Raw genomic sequence first — 14864 nt, forward strand, 5'->3', positions numbered from 1 at the left:
AGTTCATTCCATCACGGCGCTGTGGTCGACGGCAGGTGCTGCCTTCGGTTTGCGCAGCAGCAGCACCAGTGGGATGACCGCAAGCGACATCAGCATCAGCAGCTTGAAATCGTCCATATAGGCAATGATCGTCGCTTGCAGCGTGATGACCTCGTTGAGCGAGGCGCGGCCGGCCGCCGTCACCGGGCTGAGCCCCTGCGCAGCCACCGCATTGAAGGCGTGGTTGAACGGCGTCACATAGGCCGCGATCGATTCATGATTGCTCTGCGTGTTCTCGACGATCAGCGCCGAGACGATCGAGATGCCGACCGCCGAGCCGATGTTTCGCGACAAGTTGTAGAGACCGGTGCCGTCGCCGCGCATATGGGCGGGCAGCGTGGAAAAAGCGATCGTTGTCAGCGGCACGAACAGAAAGCCGAGACCGGCGCCCTGGATGAAGCCGACCGAGACGATCGTCCATTGCGAGACGTCGGGTGTCCAGCCGGTCATGTCATACATCGCCCATGCGGTGAGCCCCAAGCCGAGCGCCAGCAACGCGCGCGTATCGACCTTGCCGACCAGCCGCCCGACGATGAACATGCAGAGCATGGTGCCAAGCCCGCGCGGCCCCATTACGATGCCGGCGGTAATGACGGGATAGCCCATCAGCGTCTGCAGATAGGGCGTCATCAGCGCCAGTGAGGCGAGATAGGTAATACCGATCACAAAGATGAAGATCATGCTGATCGAGAAGTTCTGGTCGAGGAACAGCTTCGGGTTCACGAAGGATTTCTCCGCCGTCAGCGTGTGCACGACCAGCAGATAGAAGGCGGCAGCGCAAATCAGCGCCTCGACGACGATCTCGCCCGAGGAGAACCAGTCAAGCTGCTCGCCGCGGTCGAGAAAGAGCTGCAGCGCGGCAATACCGAGGCTCATCATCCCGAAGCCGAACCAGTCCAGTTTGGCGAGCAGATCCCTCTTGGTCTCGGTGACGAAGACGACGATGCCCATGAAGGCGAGCGCGCCGATCGGCACGTTGATATAAAATACCCAGCGCCAGCTGATATTGTCGGTCAACCAGCCGCCGATGACGGGCCCAAGCACCGGCCCGACCATGACCGAGACGCCGAAAAGGGCCATGGCCGAGCCGCGCTCCTCGACCGTATAGATGTCGAGGAGGATGCCCTGGGAAAGCGGCACCAGCGACGCCCCGAACAGGCCTTGCAGCAGGCGGAAGGCGACGATCTGGTTCAGCGATTGCGCCAGGCCGCAGAGAACGGAGGCCGCCACGAAGCCGGCGATGGCGACGAGCAGCACACGTTTGCGGCCGAACTTGGCGGCGAGGAAGCCCGACGGCGGCGTCATGATTGCCGCCGCGACGATATAGGAAGTCAGCACCCAGTTGATCTGGTCGGCAGAGGCCGACACGCTGCCCTGGATATAGGGCAGCGCGACGTTGGCGATCGTCGTGTCCAGCGCCTGCATGATGACGGCGAGAATGACGCAAGCCGTGATCGCACCGCGATTGGCAATCGGCGTCGCCGGAGAAGCGGAAGCGTTACTCATGATCCTTGCCCTGAGGCCGACCCAGAAGCTTGTTGACGAGATCAGGTAGGCCGCGGGCATGGCCGGTCTCGACATCGACCACCGTGCTCATGCCGACGCGCAGCGGCGGCTTGCCTTCGGTGTCCTCGATGCTGACGCGCATCGGAATGCGCTGGACGACCTTCACCCAGTTGCCCGTAGTGTTTTGCGCCGGCAGCAGTGAGAAGCTGGAGCCGGAGGCCGGGCTGATGCTCTCAACCTTGCCTTTCCATGTCACGCCAGGATAGGTGTCGATATAGATCTCGGCCGTCTGGCCGGGCTTGACGTAGGTGAGTTCGGTTTCCTTCGGGCTGGCGGCGATCCACAGATGGTCGGTGGCAACAAGCGAGAAGGCCTGCTGCGAAGCCTGCAGGTAGGAACCGACCTGCAGCGCGTTGACATTGGTGACGATGCCGTCGAATGGCGCCTTGGCGACGCTGTGGTCGAGTTCGCGCTGGGCATTGTCGACCTGCGACTTGGCCTGCAGGTAGAGCGGGTTTTCCTCGACGGGCTGGTCGGCATTGCCGCCGAGCTGGGCGAGTGTCGTTGCGGCTTCCGCCTTGGCGACGGCAACCTTCTGCTGCGCGGCTTCCAGATTGTGCTTGGCTTCGTCATAGGCCGACTGCGTCGCGCTGCCGTTGTTGACGAGGTTTTGCTGCCGGTCGAACTGATCCTGATAATAGGGCAGGTCGGCTTGCGCCTGGGTGATCTCGGCAAGCGACTGCTGATAGCTGGCCTTGAGATTCATGATCTGGTTGCGCTGCGCGCCGAGCTGCGCCTTGGCGCCATCGAGCGCAATCTTGAAAGAATCCGACCGCAGGCTGAAGAGCACCTGCCCCGCCTTGACGGCCTCGTTCTCATGCACGTTGATCTGGTCGACGATACCCGAGACATCGGTGGTAAGCCCGACCATGTCGGCCTGGATATAGGCGTTGTCCGTCGACATCACCTGGCCGCCATTGACGTAATAATAACCGCCGACGACGAGCGCCACCGGCAGCAAGGCAAACAGGATCGGCCGCGTGAGACTGCGCCGGCGGCGGACCTTGTTGCCGCCAGGCGCAGCCACGGCGGCAGCCGGCGCTGAATTGGATGAAGGCGCTTCGGCTACCGTTTCCTGCTGTTTCTCTTGGTTTTCTTCGACAGGGTTCTTGGCACTGGCGTCGGCAACGACGCGGAGGGGGGATTGATCAGCCATCGTTCGTCTCATTCTCGTCAACCGGGCTCCGGCATGCCTGAACCAGGTTCGTCTTCATTACGGATAGGATGTGGAAAAGCTGCTCGCGCTGCTCGGCCGAGACGCCTTGCAACGCTTCCGCACGGGTGGTGTCGCCGAGCTCGCGCATTTCGGCGAGCAGCGGGTGCGCCTCGTCGCGCATGTAGAGAAGCCAGATGCGTCGGTCGGTCGGGTGCTGGCGGCGCTCGATCAGCCCGCGTTCGGCGAGCTTGTCGAGAATGCGCACCAGCGTGATCGGCTCGACTTCGAGGATTTCGGCAAGGCCACCTTGATGGATGCCTTCATTGTTCGAGAGATAGGCAAGCGTCTGCCATTGCGACCGGGTCAGCCCAAGGCACTTCGCGCGCTGCTCAAACCGCTTGCGCAGCAGCCGTGCGACGTCGTGGAGAAGGAAACCGAGGGTGGGAGTGGCGTTCATGAAAACCTGTGCCGTTATTTATAAGCAAACTTATAATATCGGTAGATATATTGAGCATGCGTGTCGCACAAGGGCATGGACCGCAGATTCAGCGGCAGCGACTAAAATGCCGCAGACCGGTCAAGCATATCCTGTGGCTCCTCCCTTTCGCCGTCCGATGCGCCGCGCCGACGAGATCGATATCTTTCAATTTCTCAGGAGCTCGACTGGGCCGAACTCCCCGCTCTGCCGCCCGGCAGAGATGAGATCGTCGAGAGCTGATGGCTTCTGTGACGTTTTGATGGATTCCGGAATCGTTACCAATTGGCATTTGCAATTTTTCGCCGCTGCCGTTTATAGTCCAATTCCATAGGGTTACGATTTTTCTGATGTGCATTGCGTGCCGGCCTTCCTTTTCCAATGGATTGAACGCCGGGGGAATCACGGGGGCAGAGCCCCTCGTTCAAAGCAGCAAGACATGAACAGCATCACTTCATCTTGAGGTTGGCGGCAGTGAATCGGCCGTCGAGATTGGAGGACCGGTATGACTTACGCGCTTCGACAGATGGTAGTGCTTGGCTGTATTGCCGCATTCATGCCTCTCCCCGCGCTGGCCCAGAGCGCCCCACCGCCCCCGCCCGTCACCGTCGCCAAGCCGGTCGTTCGCGATGTCGTCGACAGCGACGAGTTCATCGGCCGTTTCGAGCCGGTCGACGAAGTCTCCGTTCGCTCGCGCGTCGGTGGTTACCTGCAGGAAATCCACTTCCAGGACGGCGCATTGGTCAAGCAGGGCGACCTGCTCTTCGTCATCGATCAGCGGCCGTTCGTAACCGCGCTCAATCAGGCAAAGGCATCACTCGAATCGGCGCAATCGGCCCTGGTCTTTGCCGATGCGCAGTATAAACGCGCGCAATCGCTTGCTGCGAGCGGCAGCCAGTCGGCCCAGACACTGGATGATCGCCGGCGGGAATTCGATTCGGCTGAGGCCAATGTCCGCGGCGCACAGGCCGCAGCCGACCGCGCCTCTCTCGACATGGAATATACCGAGATCAAGGCGCCGCTCAGCGGCCGCATCGACCGCCGGCTGATCTCGGCCGGCAACCTCGTGCAGACCGACCAGACTGTGCTGACGACGATCGTTTCGCTCGATCCGATCGATTTCTATTTCGACGTCGATGAACGCCGCCTGCTGAATTTCGCCGACACGGCGCGCAAATTGGGCAAGGAACTCCAGCAGGGCGGTGGCGGACTGGATGTATCCGTCACGATCTCGGATCCCAGTGCCAAACCATTCAAGGGAAAGCTCGATTTCGCCGAGAACCGGGTCGACAATGAGAGTGGCACCATTCGTCTCCGTGCCCGCTTCCCTAACCCCGATCTCGTCCTTCAGCCCGGCCTCTTCGGTCGCATACAGGTCGAAGCCTCCAACACCTACCAGGCCATTCTCGTCCCCGACGAGGCCATCGGCTCGGACCAGAATGAGCGCGTCGTTTATGTCGTCGGGACAGACGGCACGGTGTCGACCAAGCCCGTAAGGCCCGGACCGCGTCTCTACGGCTACCGCGTCATACGCGAGGGCCTTGACGGCACCGAGACGATCATCGTCAACGGCCTGATGCGTGCCCGGCCGGGCGCAAAGATCACGCCTCAGATGACCGAACTGCCGCGGGAACGGCAGGACGCTCCGCCCGAAACCGCCGGCGCGGAGAGCGGACAATGAGATTTGCTCATTTTTTCGTGGACAGGCCGATCTTTGCGGCCGTCATCTCGATCCTTTTTCTCGTTGTTGGCAGCATTGCCTACACGCAATTGCCGGTATCCCAATATCCGGAGATAGCGCCGCCGACGATCGTCGTGCGCACCTCTTATCCGGGTGCCGACCCGCAGACGATCGCCGATACCGTTTCGACGCCGCTTGAACAACAAATAAACGGCGTCGAAGACATGCTTTATATGTCTTCCTACTCCAGCGCCGACGGCGCCATGTCGCTGACGATCACCTTCAAGCTCGGCACCGATCTCGACAAGGTCCAGGTGCTCGTCCAGAACCGTGTTTCCATCGCCCTTCCCCGTCTTCCCGAGGAAGTCCAGCGGCTTGGCGTGACCACCGACAAAAGCTCGCCGGATCTGATGATGGTGGTGCACCTGCTGTCGCCGTCGCACCGCTATGACCAGCTTTACGTCTCGAATTACGCCCGCAACCGCATCCGCGACGTTCTCGTGCGCCTTGACGGCGTCGGCGACGTGCAGATTTTTGGCGAACGCCAGTATTCGATGCGAATCTGGCTGGATCCGGAAAAGCTCTCCGCCTACGGGATGACATCCGATGACGTCGTCTCCGCTTTGAGAGATCAGAACGTCCAGGTATCAGGCGGCAAGATCGGTGCCCCACCCGTCACCGGCAAGAATGCATTCGAATATACGGTGCGAACGGAGGGCCGCTTCTCCGACGTGCGCGAGTTCCGATATGTCATTGTGAAATCGACGACATCGGGGCGGCTCGTGCAGTTGCAGGATGTCGCCCGGATCGAACTCGGCGCACAGGATTACGTCACCAACAGTTATCTCAACAACGATCCCGCAGTTGCTCTCGGCATCTTCGCCCGGCCGGGAACCAACGCCCTGGACACGGCCCATCAAGTCCAGACGCTCATGAAGGACATATCCCAGAATTTCCCGCCGGGTCTGGAATATCGTATCGTCTACGACACGACCGAGTTCATCTCGGATTCGATCACCGAGGTCTATAGAACCATTGCAGAAGCAGCCATCCTGGTGGCAATCGTCGTTCTTGTCTTCCTGCAATCCTGGCGAACCGCGATCATTCCGATCATTGCCATCCCGGTATCGCTGATCGGCACCTTCGCCGTCCTGCTCGCCTTCGGCTTCTCGCTCAACATGCTCACCCTGTTCGGTCTCGTACTGGCGATCGGTATCGTCGTCGATGACGCGATCGTGGTGGTGGAAAACGTCGAGCGCAATCTGGCACGCGGCATGACGCCGAAGCAGGCGTCTCACGTCACGATGGACGAAGTCGGAACCGCCGTCGTCGCCATCTCGCTGGTGCTGATCGCCGTGTTCGTGCCGACAGCCTTCATTCCAGGCATCTCTGGCCAGTTCTACAGGCAGTTCGCGGTCACGATCTCGGTCACCACTGCAATTTCCGCATTGAATTCGCTCACACTGTCGCCCGCGCTCGCAGGTATATTGCTGAAAACCCATGACCATGAAACCAAGCGCATGAATGTCGCATCCCGTCTGGGAAGGGGGCTTGCAAACGGCTTCAACCATGGATTCGATCGGCTGAGTTCCGGCTATTCATGGACCGTTCGGCATCTGGTCAGCAGCTGGATTGGGTTGACAGCCGCAATGGTCACCTTCGTCTGCCTGCTCGGAGCGACCTGGTACATGGGCACGAAAGTCCCCGCGGGCTTTATCCCGACCATGGACCAGGGTTACGCCATCATCGTCATACAGCTACCGGACGGCGCCTCGCTCGCGCGTACCGATGCCGTCGTCAAACAGGTGGGCGATATCGCCCGCACCGTGCCCGGCGTCGGCAATGCCGTGCAATTTGCCGGCTTCAGCGGGGCAACGTTCACCAATGCCTCGAATGCCGGCGTCGTCTTCGTCCCGTTCAAATCCTTTGCCGAACGTGAAGAGGGCGGGGAGAACGCCAACAAGATCATCGGCGAGCTTTACGGAAAGCTGCAAAGCATCCAGGAAGCCTTCATCATTGCCATCCCACCGCCATCCGTGCGTGGCGTCGGCAATTCCGGCGGCTTCAAGATGCAGATCTCCGATCTCGAGAACGCCGACATGACGCGCGTACTCGGCCTCGCCCGGCAGATGATGGGTGCGGCGGCAACGACCGAGGGGCTGACCGGCGTCTTTACGACATTCTCCGATGCAAGCCCGCAATATTTCCTGGCGATCGACCGCGACAAGGCGCGCTTCCTGAATGTGCCGATTCCCAATATCTTCAACGCCCTTTCCATCAATCTCGGCGTCGCCTATGTGAATGATTTCAATGCGTTCGGCCGCGTCTACCAGGTTCGCGCCCAGGCCGACCGGCAATACCGCATGGACCGGGAAGACATCCTTGCCCTGAAGGTCCGGTCGGCGACCGGCGCGCTGGTTCCGCTTGGAACCTTGATGGACATCCAGGATGCCAGCGGCCCGGCGCTTGTCCAGCGCTACAACATGTACGTCTCGGTGCCGCTTCAGGGCAATCCGACGCCGGGCACGTCGACAGGCGATGCCATCGCCAAGATGGAAGCGCTGGCGGCGAAGATCCTGCCGCAGGGGACCACCTTCGAATGGACGGAACTTGCCTATCAGGAGACCCACACCGGCAACACCGCCATTTATATCTTTGCCCTGTCCGTCGTCTTCGTCTTCCTGGCGCTGGCGGCGCAATATGAAAGCTGGGTTCTGCCCCTGGCGATCATTCTCATCGTCCCGCTTGCGGTGCTCGCGGCATTGATCGGGGTCTCTCTGAGGGGAATGGACAACAATGTCCTGACGCAGATCGGCCTGATCGTCTTGATCGGCCTTGCGGCCAAGAACGCCATTCTGATCGTCGAGTTCGCCAGGCAAGCGGAAGACGAGGGGAAGTCGCCGGTGGAGGCGGCTATCGAGGCCAGCCATCTTCGCCTGCGCCCGATCCTGATGACGGCATTCGCCTTCATCTTCGGTGTTCTGCCGCTTGCCATCGCCACCGGCCCCGGCGCCGAAATGCGCCAGTCGCTCGGTACCGCCGTCTTTTCGGGCATGCTCGGTGTGACGATCTTCGGCCTGTTCCTGACGCCAGTCTTCTACGTCGTGCTGCGCGGCTGGCGCCGCAAGCGGCCGGCCGCTGTAGAGCCAGCGAAGACAGAGCCGGTCAAGGAAGGGGTCGTCTGAGACGATCCCACCCGGCTGAGGAAACGGAAGTCAGGTCGAAAACAGATGCACCTTGCCCTGCCACAAGCGGGCGACGGTGAGTCTGCCGCTGCGGTAGGCGCGCGTATCGATATTGAGCCGCCTCGGCCGTATATCGGGTTCGTCGTTCGGCGTATGGCCGTGAACGACGAGTTTTGGTAGCGGCACCCGGCTTTCGAGAAACCGCTGGCGGATGAGGACCAGATCCTCGTCCGTCTGCCTGTCGAGCGGCAGTTTCGGATTGATACCGGCATGCACGAAAATCACGCTTGGGGTTTCCAGCAGGACAGGCATCGCCCGCATGAAATCGATATGCGTACGCGGCAGCGACTGGCGGATGAAGGCATCGAGCTTCGCGCCGGTGGGGAAAACCAGCGGCAGGTGCTCCGGATCGAGGCCATAGGATTTGAGCAGCTCCGCTGATCCCATCTGCATCCAATCGTCATAGGAGATCCAGCCGTCGATATAGTCGAGCATGGCGACTTCGTGATTGCCGGCAAGGCAGATGCGGTCGAATCCATCCGGCGGTGGCTCCATGAGATGGGCGATGACCTGTGACGATTCCGGGCCGCGGTCGATATAGTCGCCGAGCGTGACGATCAGCTTACGCCCGGGCAACTGCCCGCCATCGCGCAGGATCGCCGCCTCGGCTTTCACAAGCAGATCGTACCGACCGTGAATATCGCCGATCGCATAGGTTGGGATAGCGGCAATATCCAGCGTCAGACGCGGTCTCGGCTGGCGTGCCATTTTCGAAACCTCGCTGTTGCGAGCACGAGAGTCGCTCATCATATTTCTCGATTAAGGAAGCCCCACTTCACCGTAAGTAGCGTGGAGAACAGGGCAATCAAGCTGGTAAGAAAATTCAAAGCACACGGGTTTTGTAGAAAAACCGGCCTTATCATTCGCGGGGCAATCCCTCACTCCTATACCCATAGAGAAAAGAGTGACCGATGGGAACGGTATCGCAATTTCATGAGAGCCTGAGGCCTCCCGCGCATCGCATCGAAAGCGAAGAGGAGGCGATATCCACGGCCCGCGATCTCGCCGCCGCATTCCGGCGTCAGGCGAGCGAGCGCGATATCAACCGCATCCTGCCCTTTGCTGAGCTTGATGCGCTGTCGGTATCGGGGCTGACGGCAATCGCCGTACCGCCTGACCATGAAGGGCTCGACGTGTCGAACGCCCTGCTCGCCGAAATCGTTGCAATCATCGCCGAGGGCGATGCCTCGATCGGCGAGGCGCTGGAAAATCACTTTTGCGCACTGGAAACGCTCCGCACCCAGGCTGCCGAGGATTTGAAGGCATCGCTGTTTGCCCGTGTGCTGCTCGGCGACCGCTTTTCGGCCGCTACCTTCACCGATGGGGCCGAGCTTACCGCCGAAGGTCCGGGCTACCGCCTGAGCGGGCGCACGCGGCAGGCGCCCGGTATTCTATTCGCCGACTGGATCGCCGCTGCCGCCACCGTCCCGCCCAGCCGCCCGGTGACGCTCTATCTCGCACGCGATGATGAAGGCGTGCAGGTGGTCGACGATTGGGACGGCTTCGGCCAGCGCACCAATGGATCAGCGACCGCGATCGTCGGCACGCTTCACGTCAATGCCGATGCGATTGCCCCTGCCCCCTCCTCCGGATATTCGATCGGCATCTCGCTCGGCCTGCTGCTCAAGGCCGGCGTCAGCCTGGGCATCGCGCGGGCCGCATGGAGCGACCTGATGGCCGCGATTGGCGATCGCAGCGCGACCATCCTCCCCCGAATCGGCGAGCGCGCCATCCGCATCGAAGCGACGGCGGCAGCCTTGGAACGGGCTGGCCGCAAACTCGACATCGCCCAGGTGAATCCTATGGAGGCAGCGATGGCGGACGCGCATTTTTCCGCCTCGGCCGCCGCAATCCTTGCCGGGGAAACAGCGCTCGACACCGCAAACGCCCTGTTCGAACTTGCAGGAGAAATATCGGCCGGCATCGGCCTCAATCTCGACCGCCATTGGCGCAATGCCCGCATTCACGCGCTATCGCTGCCGCGGGATAAGCTGGTGCATACCGCAGGTGAATATATGTCGAAGCTCGGCGGCGCCTAATCAGCTGGCGGCGGAGATCGGGAATTGTTCCTTGGCGCCTTCGATGCGGCCGCCGTCGGCGACGAACTGCTCGAGGGTCATATTGTCGAGAATGGCGGCGATCGCGTCCCGAACATCGGTCATCGAGCGCCGCACCTGACAGGTCTCCGGATCAGCACAGTCGTCGCAGGCCTCGTAAGCCGTACGGCTGGCGCAGCGGATCGGCGCCAACGGTCCGTCGAGCGTGCGGATGACATGGCCGATGCGGATTTCGGAGGCCGGCCGTGACAGAGAATAGCCGCCACCCGGTCCCTTCTTCGAGCGCAGGATGCCGACATTGCGCAGTTCGAGCAGGATGGTATCGAGAAACTTCTTCGGGATATTGTTACGGGCGGCGATGTCATTGATGAAGGCAGTCTCGCCCGGCGCCAGCCGCGCCAGGTCGACCAGCGCCTTCAGCCCGTATTTTCCCTTTTTCGTCAGCATCGTCGTCGCCTTGTAGAAATCGCAGTATTTATCCTGCCAATAGCAGGCAAATAGCGTCAAAAGCGTGAACATACAACAAAATAGCTATTATTTATAGCTTGTATCGGCAACGTCCACAGAAACGCCCGGCAGCCCTGAGAAAGACCGGCCGCCGCACGCCCTGCCGGCAGTCTCGGTCAGATCGTCTTCAGCATGCCGCCATCGACGAAGTAGGTCGAGCCGATGCAATAGCTCGCGCGCTCCGAACTCAAGAAGACGAAGACGTTTGCCAGCTCCTCCGGTTTGCCGAAGCGTTTGGAGGCGGCGTGCTCGTTGGCAACGCTCTGCAGGTAGCCTTCCCAGTTGCCGCCGGTTTCGGCCGTCAATTGCTTGGCGGTCTTGATCCAGTCGGGCGTCAGGATCAGGCCGGCATTGACGCAGTTGACACGGATATTGTCCTTGATGAGTTCGGTCGAGAGCGTCTTCGAAAACATCATCAGCGCCGACTTGCTGACATTGTAGATCGGCTCGTACCAAAGCGGCTGAACGGCACAGATCGAGGCATTGTGCAGGATCACACCGCCGCCGCGCTCCTTCATCTGCGGGGCGATGCCGCGCGCCAGCCGGACGGCGGCCATCACATGCAAGTCCCAATAGGTCTGCCACTTCTCGTCGGGTGCCTCCATCACCGTCTCGTTCGATCCGGTGCCGGCATTGTTGATGAGGATATCGGCGCCGCCTTTTTCGGCCGCCGCCGCTATGATCGCCTCGGTTCCCGCAACCGTTGCCACATCGGCGACAACAGCGGCGGCGCTGACCCCGTATGTCTCGGCGATACGGGCGGCTTCCGCCTCGAGCCGTTCGCCGCCGCGCGCTGCCAGCACGAGGTTGGCGCCCTCAGCCGCCAGTCCTTCGGCGATCGCCAGTCCGATGCCGATCGACGCACCTGTTATGACGGCAGTCTTTCCCTTCAATCCGAGATCCATGTCTTCCTCCGCAAACGGCCGGAGATCCCGGCCTGATGGGCTGAGTGTTTCGCCAATGAATCCCGGCGTCAAGCGCCCGAACGCCTCTTGCGGCAAGCTCCGATCTGTCGCATGCCTGCATCAACACTTGGGAGGAGTTTTCATGCGACGTTATTCGGCGTGCATAGAGTGGCTGTTTGCCGAAGAAGGCGACAGCTTTCCCGATCGCATCCGCCACGCCCATGCGGCCGGGCTGACGGCGATCGAATTCTGGCGCTGGACCGACAAGGATCTGGACGCGATCGAGGCAGCGCTGAAGGAAACCGGCCTTGCCGTCACCAGCCTCGTCGCCGAACCGATGATCGCGCTGACCGACGCCGCCAACCGGCAGGCCTGGCTGAAAGGCCTGGCTGAATCCGTCACTGTCGCGAAACGTCTTGGCGCGCCGGTGCTGATCGCACAGGCGGGTGACGATCTCCCGGGCTTGACTCGCGAAGAACAGCGCCGGGCAGTCACCGAAACGCTGAGAGCCGGCGCCGATATCCTCAAAGGCAGCGGTCTCCGCCTCGGCGTCGAGCCGCTCAATATCCGCATCGACCATGTCGGCTACTTCCTCGATTCGACCCGAGAAGGCCTCGATATCATCGATGACGTCGCCCGCCCCGAGATTGGCATCGTCTACGACATCTACCATTCCGCAGTGATGGACGAACGTACCGAAGAGGTGCTGAACGGCCGCCTCGACCGTATCATCCACGTCCATGTCGCCGATCACCCAGGCCGCAACGAACCGGGTTCCGGCGGCATCGACCTTGCTCCGCGCCTCGGCTGGATCTTCGCCAACGGCTATGACGGCGCCGTCGGTTTGGAATACCGGCCGACCAGGCCCGGTGTGGGCGCAGTCAAGGCCGCGATTGCTTCGCTCGGCGGTTAGGCTGAGCTGGCACCTTCGGCGAAGGCTTCAAGCTCGGGATCGAAATCGACCTCGACGACATTGTTGAAGACGGCGGTGGCCAGCATGATGCCGGCGAAGGCGACGAGATCGACGAGCACTTTGGTCTCGTAGCGCTCTTTCAGCTTTACCCAGAGTTCAGCCGGAACGGCGTTGGAATCGGCGACGATCGCCTTGCCGAAGGCGTAGAGCAGCGCCTCTTCGTCGGAAAGCTCCAGCGCGTCGGGATTGAAACCCTTGTTGATCAGCGCCCGGCGAAAGAAGGTGATGGCGATCTTCGATTGCGCCGCCTTCGAGATCGCATGCGAGAAGATCCAGATCGCCCGGTCGTTGATCGCGGGGTCGAGTTCGGCGCGCAGCGTGAACCACTCTGCATAGATGCGATGGGCGGCCGGCGAATGCAGCAGCGTGCGCTTCATGTTGGTCATCCGTCCGCGCAGCCTGATTTCCTCGTCATGCGCCGCACGAACCTCTTCCGAAGCGGTGTCGTAATCAATCTGCGGGAGATGGCTCATCGGGTCCGTTCTTTCCTTTGTGCATAGAAGCTATCGGGGCGCCGAGATATTGTGCAACAGCCCAGCGGCATCCGCTTGGCCGCCGCCCGGCGCCGGCCTAGACTGACCAAATCGAAGCTGGAGGCAAGGCATGAGCGACGACCACGAGCAGCATCATGTCGACTGGCGGGAACATGGCGTCAAGGTCATTCCCGGCAATTCGCTCGATCCGAACACCGCACAGACACCGGGCATGAACCGCGCGACGGCGATCAACAATGCGCGCGCCGGCGCCGAGAAGATCTGGGCGGGAACGGTGACGATCCATGCCAATGCCAAGACCGGCGCCCATCACCACGGCGATCTCGAAAGCATCATCTACGTGGTCAAGGGCAAGGCCCGCATGCGTTGGGGCGAGCATCTGGAATATACTGCCGAGGCCGGTCCCGGCGACTTCATCTACGTTCCGCCCTTTGTGCCGCATCAGGAGATCAACGCCAGCCGCGACGAGACGCTGGAATGCGTGCTCGTCCGCTCAGGCCAGGAACCGGTCGTCGTCAATCTCGACATCGAGCCGGTCGAAAAGCCGGAAGACGTCGCGTGGATCGACCCGATCCACCGATAGGCAATTCACGTTCGAGCAAGCGGCTGACATCCTCAGCCGCCGAACGCTCTGCAAGGATCATCGCAGACCGCTTTAGGCGTGGACGGCGCCTGCGCCTTTCATAACAGGGTTCTCGATGATCCGGCCGGTATCGGCGGCATAGAGGTGGATCTGGTCGTAATCGATCGCGATGCCGATCGGATCTCCCGACTTCACCTTCACGGCCTCGGTCAGCGCCACCGCAAAGGGCAGCCCGTCGAAATCGGCGTGCACGACGCGGCTCGCGCCGAGCTCTTCGATGAAATCGGCCGTTGCGGTGAGGGCGCCGGGCGCATCCGGGGCCACCAGCCGGGCGGCTTCGGCGCGCATGCCGAGTACGACGCGTTTGCCTTTCAGCGGTGCAGCGCGTTCGCGCGGCAGCGCGACCTTGCGGCTCTGATCATAGACGAAAACGCCCTCGTCATTGATCGTGCCCTCGAGCAGGTTCATCGCCGGCGTGCCGACGAAGCCCGCGACGAAGCGCGAGACCGGATGATGATAGACCTCTTCCGGCGTGCCGACCTGCTCCACCCTGCCGCCATTCATCACCACCAGCCGATCAGCCAGCGTCATCGCTTCGGTCTGGTCATGCGTAACGAAGATCGAAGTGGCGCCGAGGCGGCGGTGCAAGCGGCGGATTTCGGCGCGCATGGCGATGCGCAGCTTGGCGTCGAGGTTCGACAGCGGTTCGTCGAAGAGAAACACCTTCGGTTCACGGATCATCGCGCGGCCCATGGCGACGCGCTGGCGCTGACCGCCGGAAAGAGCGGCCGGCAAGCGTTCGAGGAAGGGTTCGAGGCTGAGCGCCTTGGCTACCTCGCCGATGCGCCGACTCCGCTCCGCCTTCGAGACGCCGGCCACCTTCAATGCGTAGCCGATATTCTCGGCAACCCTCATATGCGGATAAAGCGCATAGTTCTGGAACACCATGGCGCAGCCGCGCTCGCGCGGTTCCAGCTGGTTGACGACGCGGCCGTCAATGGCGATTTCACCGCCAGTGATTTCCTCGAGGCCGGCGATCATGCGCAGCAGCGTGGACTTGCCGCAGCCGGACGGGCCGAGGATGACGATGAACTCGCCGGACTGGATGTCGAGATCGACGCCGTGAACGACGGGATTCTTGCCGTAGTTTTTCTTCACGCCACGAATGGAGATCGGTGCCAAG

13 protein-coding genes are annotated in these 14864 nt (G+C 61.5%); 5 read left to right on the plus strand and 8 right to left on the minus strand.

Going from position 1 to position 14864, the window contains the following annotated elements:
* Window positions 1–3: 3 nt before the first annotated feature.
* From U5G49_RS17285 to U5G49_RS17295, 3 genes are read right to left on the minus strand one after another with little or no spacing between them, the layout of a single operon-like run.
* Window positions 4–1545 (minus strand): DHA2 family efflux MFS transporter permease subunit, encoded by a 1542-nt coding sequence (locus U5G49_RS17285; protein ID WP_018243336.1) that lies wholly within the window; start codon window positions 1543–1545, stop codon window positions 4–6.
* The gene (locus tag U5G49_RS17290; protein WP_193445001.1) at window positions 1538–2761 is read right to left on the minus strand and encodes an HlyD family secretion protein; all 1224 of its coding nucleotides are present in this window, start codon (window positions 2759–2761) and stop codon (window positions 1538–1540) included. The genes U5G49_RS17285 and U5G49_RS17290 overlap by 8 nt, the downstream gene beginning before the upstream one ends.
* Complete coding sequence (locus U5G49_RS17295; RefSeq protein ID WP_003542422.1) at window positions 2754–3218, minus strand: MarR family winged helix-turn-helix transcriptional regulator; 465 nt, start codon at window positions 3216–3218, stop codon at window positions 2754–2756. The genes U5G49_RS17290 and U5G49_RS17295 overlap by 8 nt, the downstream gene beginning before the upstream one ends.
* A gap of 523 nt (window positions 3219–3741) precedes the next feature.
* Between U5G49_RS17295 and U5G49_RS17300 the strand changes: the two genes are divergently transcribed.
* A complete protein-coding gene (locus U5G49_RS17300) occupies window positions 3742–4917 on the plus strand; it encodes an efflux RND transporter periplasmic adaptor subunit (RefSeq protein ID WP_112904798.1) in 1176 nt (391 codons plus the stop codon).
* A complete protein-coding gene (locus tag U5G49_RS17305) occupies window positions 4914–8102 on the plus strand; it encodes an efflux RND transporter permease subunit (protein WP_193445000.1) in 3189 nt (1062 codons plus the stop codon). The genes U5G49_RS17300 and U5G49_RS17305 overlap by 4 nt, the downstream gene beginning before the upstream one ends.
* Window positions 8103–8132: 30 nt before the next feature.
* Here the strand turns inward: U5G49_RS17305 and U5G49_RS17310 are convergent, their stop codons facing one another.
* On the minus strand, window positions 8133–8909 hold the full coding sequence (locus U5G49_RS17310) for a metallophosphoesterase family protein (protein WP_193444999.1): 777 nt from the start codon (window positions 8907–8909) through the stop codon (window positions 8133–8135).
* 164 nt (window positions 8910–9073) lie between these two features.
* On the opposite strand from U5G49_RS17310, the gene U5G49_RS17315 reads away from it, so the two are divergent.
* Window positions 9074–10201: a monooxygenase gene (locus tag U5G49_RS17315; RefSeq protein WP_193444998.1), complete on the plus strand. Its 1128-nt coding sequence runs from the start codon at window positions 9074–9076 to the stop codon at window positions 10199–10201.
* Here U5G49_RS17315 and U5G49_RS17320 read toward each other — a convergent pair whose 3' ends face one another.
* Together U5G49_RS17320 and U5G49_RS17325 are read right to left on the minus strand one after the other, a co-directional pair.
* Entirely contained in the window at window positions 10202–10666 is a 465-nt protein-coding gene (locus U5G49_RS17320; protein WP_026188508.1) for an RrF2 family transcriptional regulator, read from the minus strand.
* Window positions 10667–10842: 176 nt separating this feature from the next.
* Window positions 10843–11631 (minus strand): SDR family NAD(P)-dependent oxidoreductase, encoded by a 789-nt coding sequence (locus U5G49_RS17325; protein ID WP_112904803.1) that lies wholly within the window; start codon window positions 11629–11631, stop codon window positions 10843–10845.
* A gap of 142 nt (window positions 11632–11773) precedes the next feature.
* On the opposite strand from U5G49_RS17325, the gene U5G49_RS17330 reads away from it, so the two are divergent.
* Window positions 11774–12544, plus strand: coding sequence for a TIM barrel protein (locus U5G49_RS17330; protein ID WP_193444997.1), 771 nt, complete (start codon window positions 11774–11776; stop codon window positions 12542–12544).
* Here the strand turns inward: U5G49_RS17330 and U5G49_RS17335 are convergent.
* Window positions 12541–13077 carry a carboxymuconolactone decarboxylase family protein gene (locus U5G49_RS17335; RefSeq protein WP_193444996.1) on the minus strand — a complete coding sequence of 179 codons (537 nt, stop codon included), beginning with the start codon at window positions 13075–13077 and terminating at the stop codon, window positions 12541–12543. The two genes, U5G49_RS17330 and U5G49_RS17335, sit on opposite strands and share 4 nt — an antisense overlap.
* Window positions 13078–13207: 130 nt before the next feature.
* Between U5G49_RS17335 and U5G49_RS17340 the strand changes: the two genes are divergently transcribed.
* A complete protein-coding gene (locus U5G49_RS17340; RefSeq protein WP_018446918.1) occupies window positions 13208–13681 on the plus strand; it encodes a cupin domain-containing protein in 474 nt (157 codons plus the stop codon).
* Between the two features lie 72 nt (window positions 13682–13753).
* Here U5G49_RS17340 and ugpC read toward each other — a convergent pair whose 3' ends face one another.
* Entirely contained in the window at window positions 13754–14863 is a 1110-nt protein-coding gene (gene ugpC / locus U5G49_RS17345) for a sn-glycerol-3-phosphate ABC transporter ATP-binding protein UgpC (RefSeq protein WP_193444995.1), read from the minus strand.
* Between the last annotated feature and the right edge of the window lies 1 nt (window position 14864).

Source organism: Rhizobium indigoferae (assembly GCF_034554815.1).
Classification (GTDB): domain Bacteria; phylum Pseudomonadota; class Alphaproteobacteria; order Rhizobiales; family Rhizobiaceae; genus Rhizobium; species Rhizobium leguminosarum.

Excerpts from the sequence above, each read along its gene's own strand:
- U5G49_RS17315 (WP_193444998.1), top strand. The coding sequence starts at position 9,074 with ATGGGAACGGTATCGCAATTTCATGAGAGCCTGAGGCCTCCCGCGCAT.
- U5G49_RS17300 (WP_112904798.1), top strand. The coding sequence starts at position 3,742 with ATGACTTACGCGCTTCGACAGATGGTAGTGCTTGGCTGTATTGCCGCA.
- U5G49_RS17295 (WP_003542422.1), bottom strand. The coding sequence starts at position 3,218 with ATGAACGCCACTCCCACCCTCGGTTTCCTTCTCCACGACGTCGCACGG.
- U5G49_RS17320 (WP_026188508.1), bottom strand. The coding sequence starts at position 10,666 with ATGCTGACGAAAAAGGGAAAATACGGGCTGAAGGCGCTGGTCGACCTG.
- U5G49_RS17335 (WP_193444996.1), bottom strand. The coding sequence starts at position 13,077 with ATGAGCCATCTCCCGCAGATTGATTACGACACCGCTTCGGAAGAGGTT.
- U5G49_RS17310 (WP_193444999.1), bottom strand. The coding sequence starts at position 8,909 with ATGAGCGACTCTCGTGCTCGCAACAGCGAGGTTTCGAAAATGGCACGC.
- U5G49_RS17325 (WP_112904803.1), bottom strand. The coding sequence starts at position 11,631 with ATGGATCTCGGATTGAAGGGAAAGACTGCCGTCATAACAGGTGCGTCG.
- U5G49_RS17290 (WP_193445001.1), bottom strand. The coding sequence starts at position 2,761 with ATGGCTGATCAATCCCCCCTCCGCGTCGTTGCCGACGCCAGTGCCAAG.
- U5G49_RS17285 (WP_018243336.1), bottom strand. The coding sequence starts at position 1,545 with ATGAGTAACGCTTCCGCTTCTCCGGCGACGCCGATTGCCAATCGCGGT.
- U5G49_RS17305 (WP_193445000.1), top strand. The coding sequence starts at position 4,914 with ATGAGATTTGCTCATTTTTTCGTGGACAGGCCGATCTTTGCGGCCGTC.
- U5G49_RS17330 (WP_193444997.1), top strand. The coding sequence starts at position 11,774 with ATGCGACGTTATTCGGCGTGCATAGAGTGGCTGTTTGCCGAAGAAGGC.
- U5G49_RS17340 (WP_018446918.1), top strand. The coding sequence starts at position 13,208 with ATGAGCGACGACCACGAGCAGCATCATGTCGACTGGCGGGAACATGGC.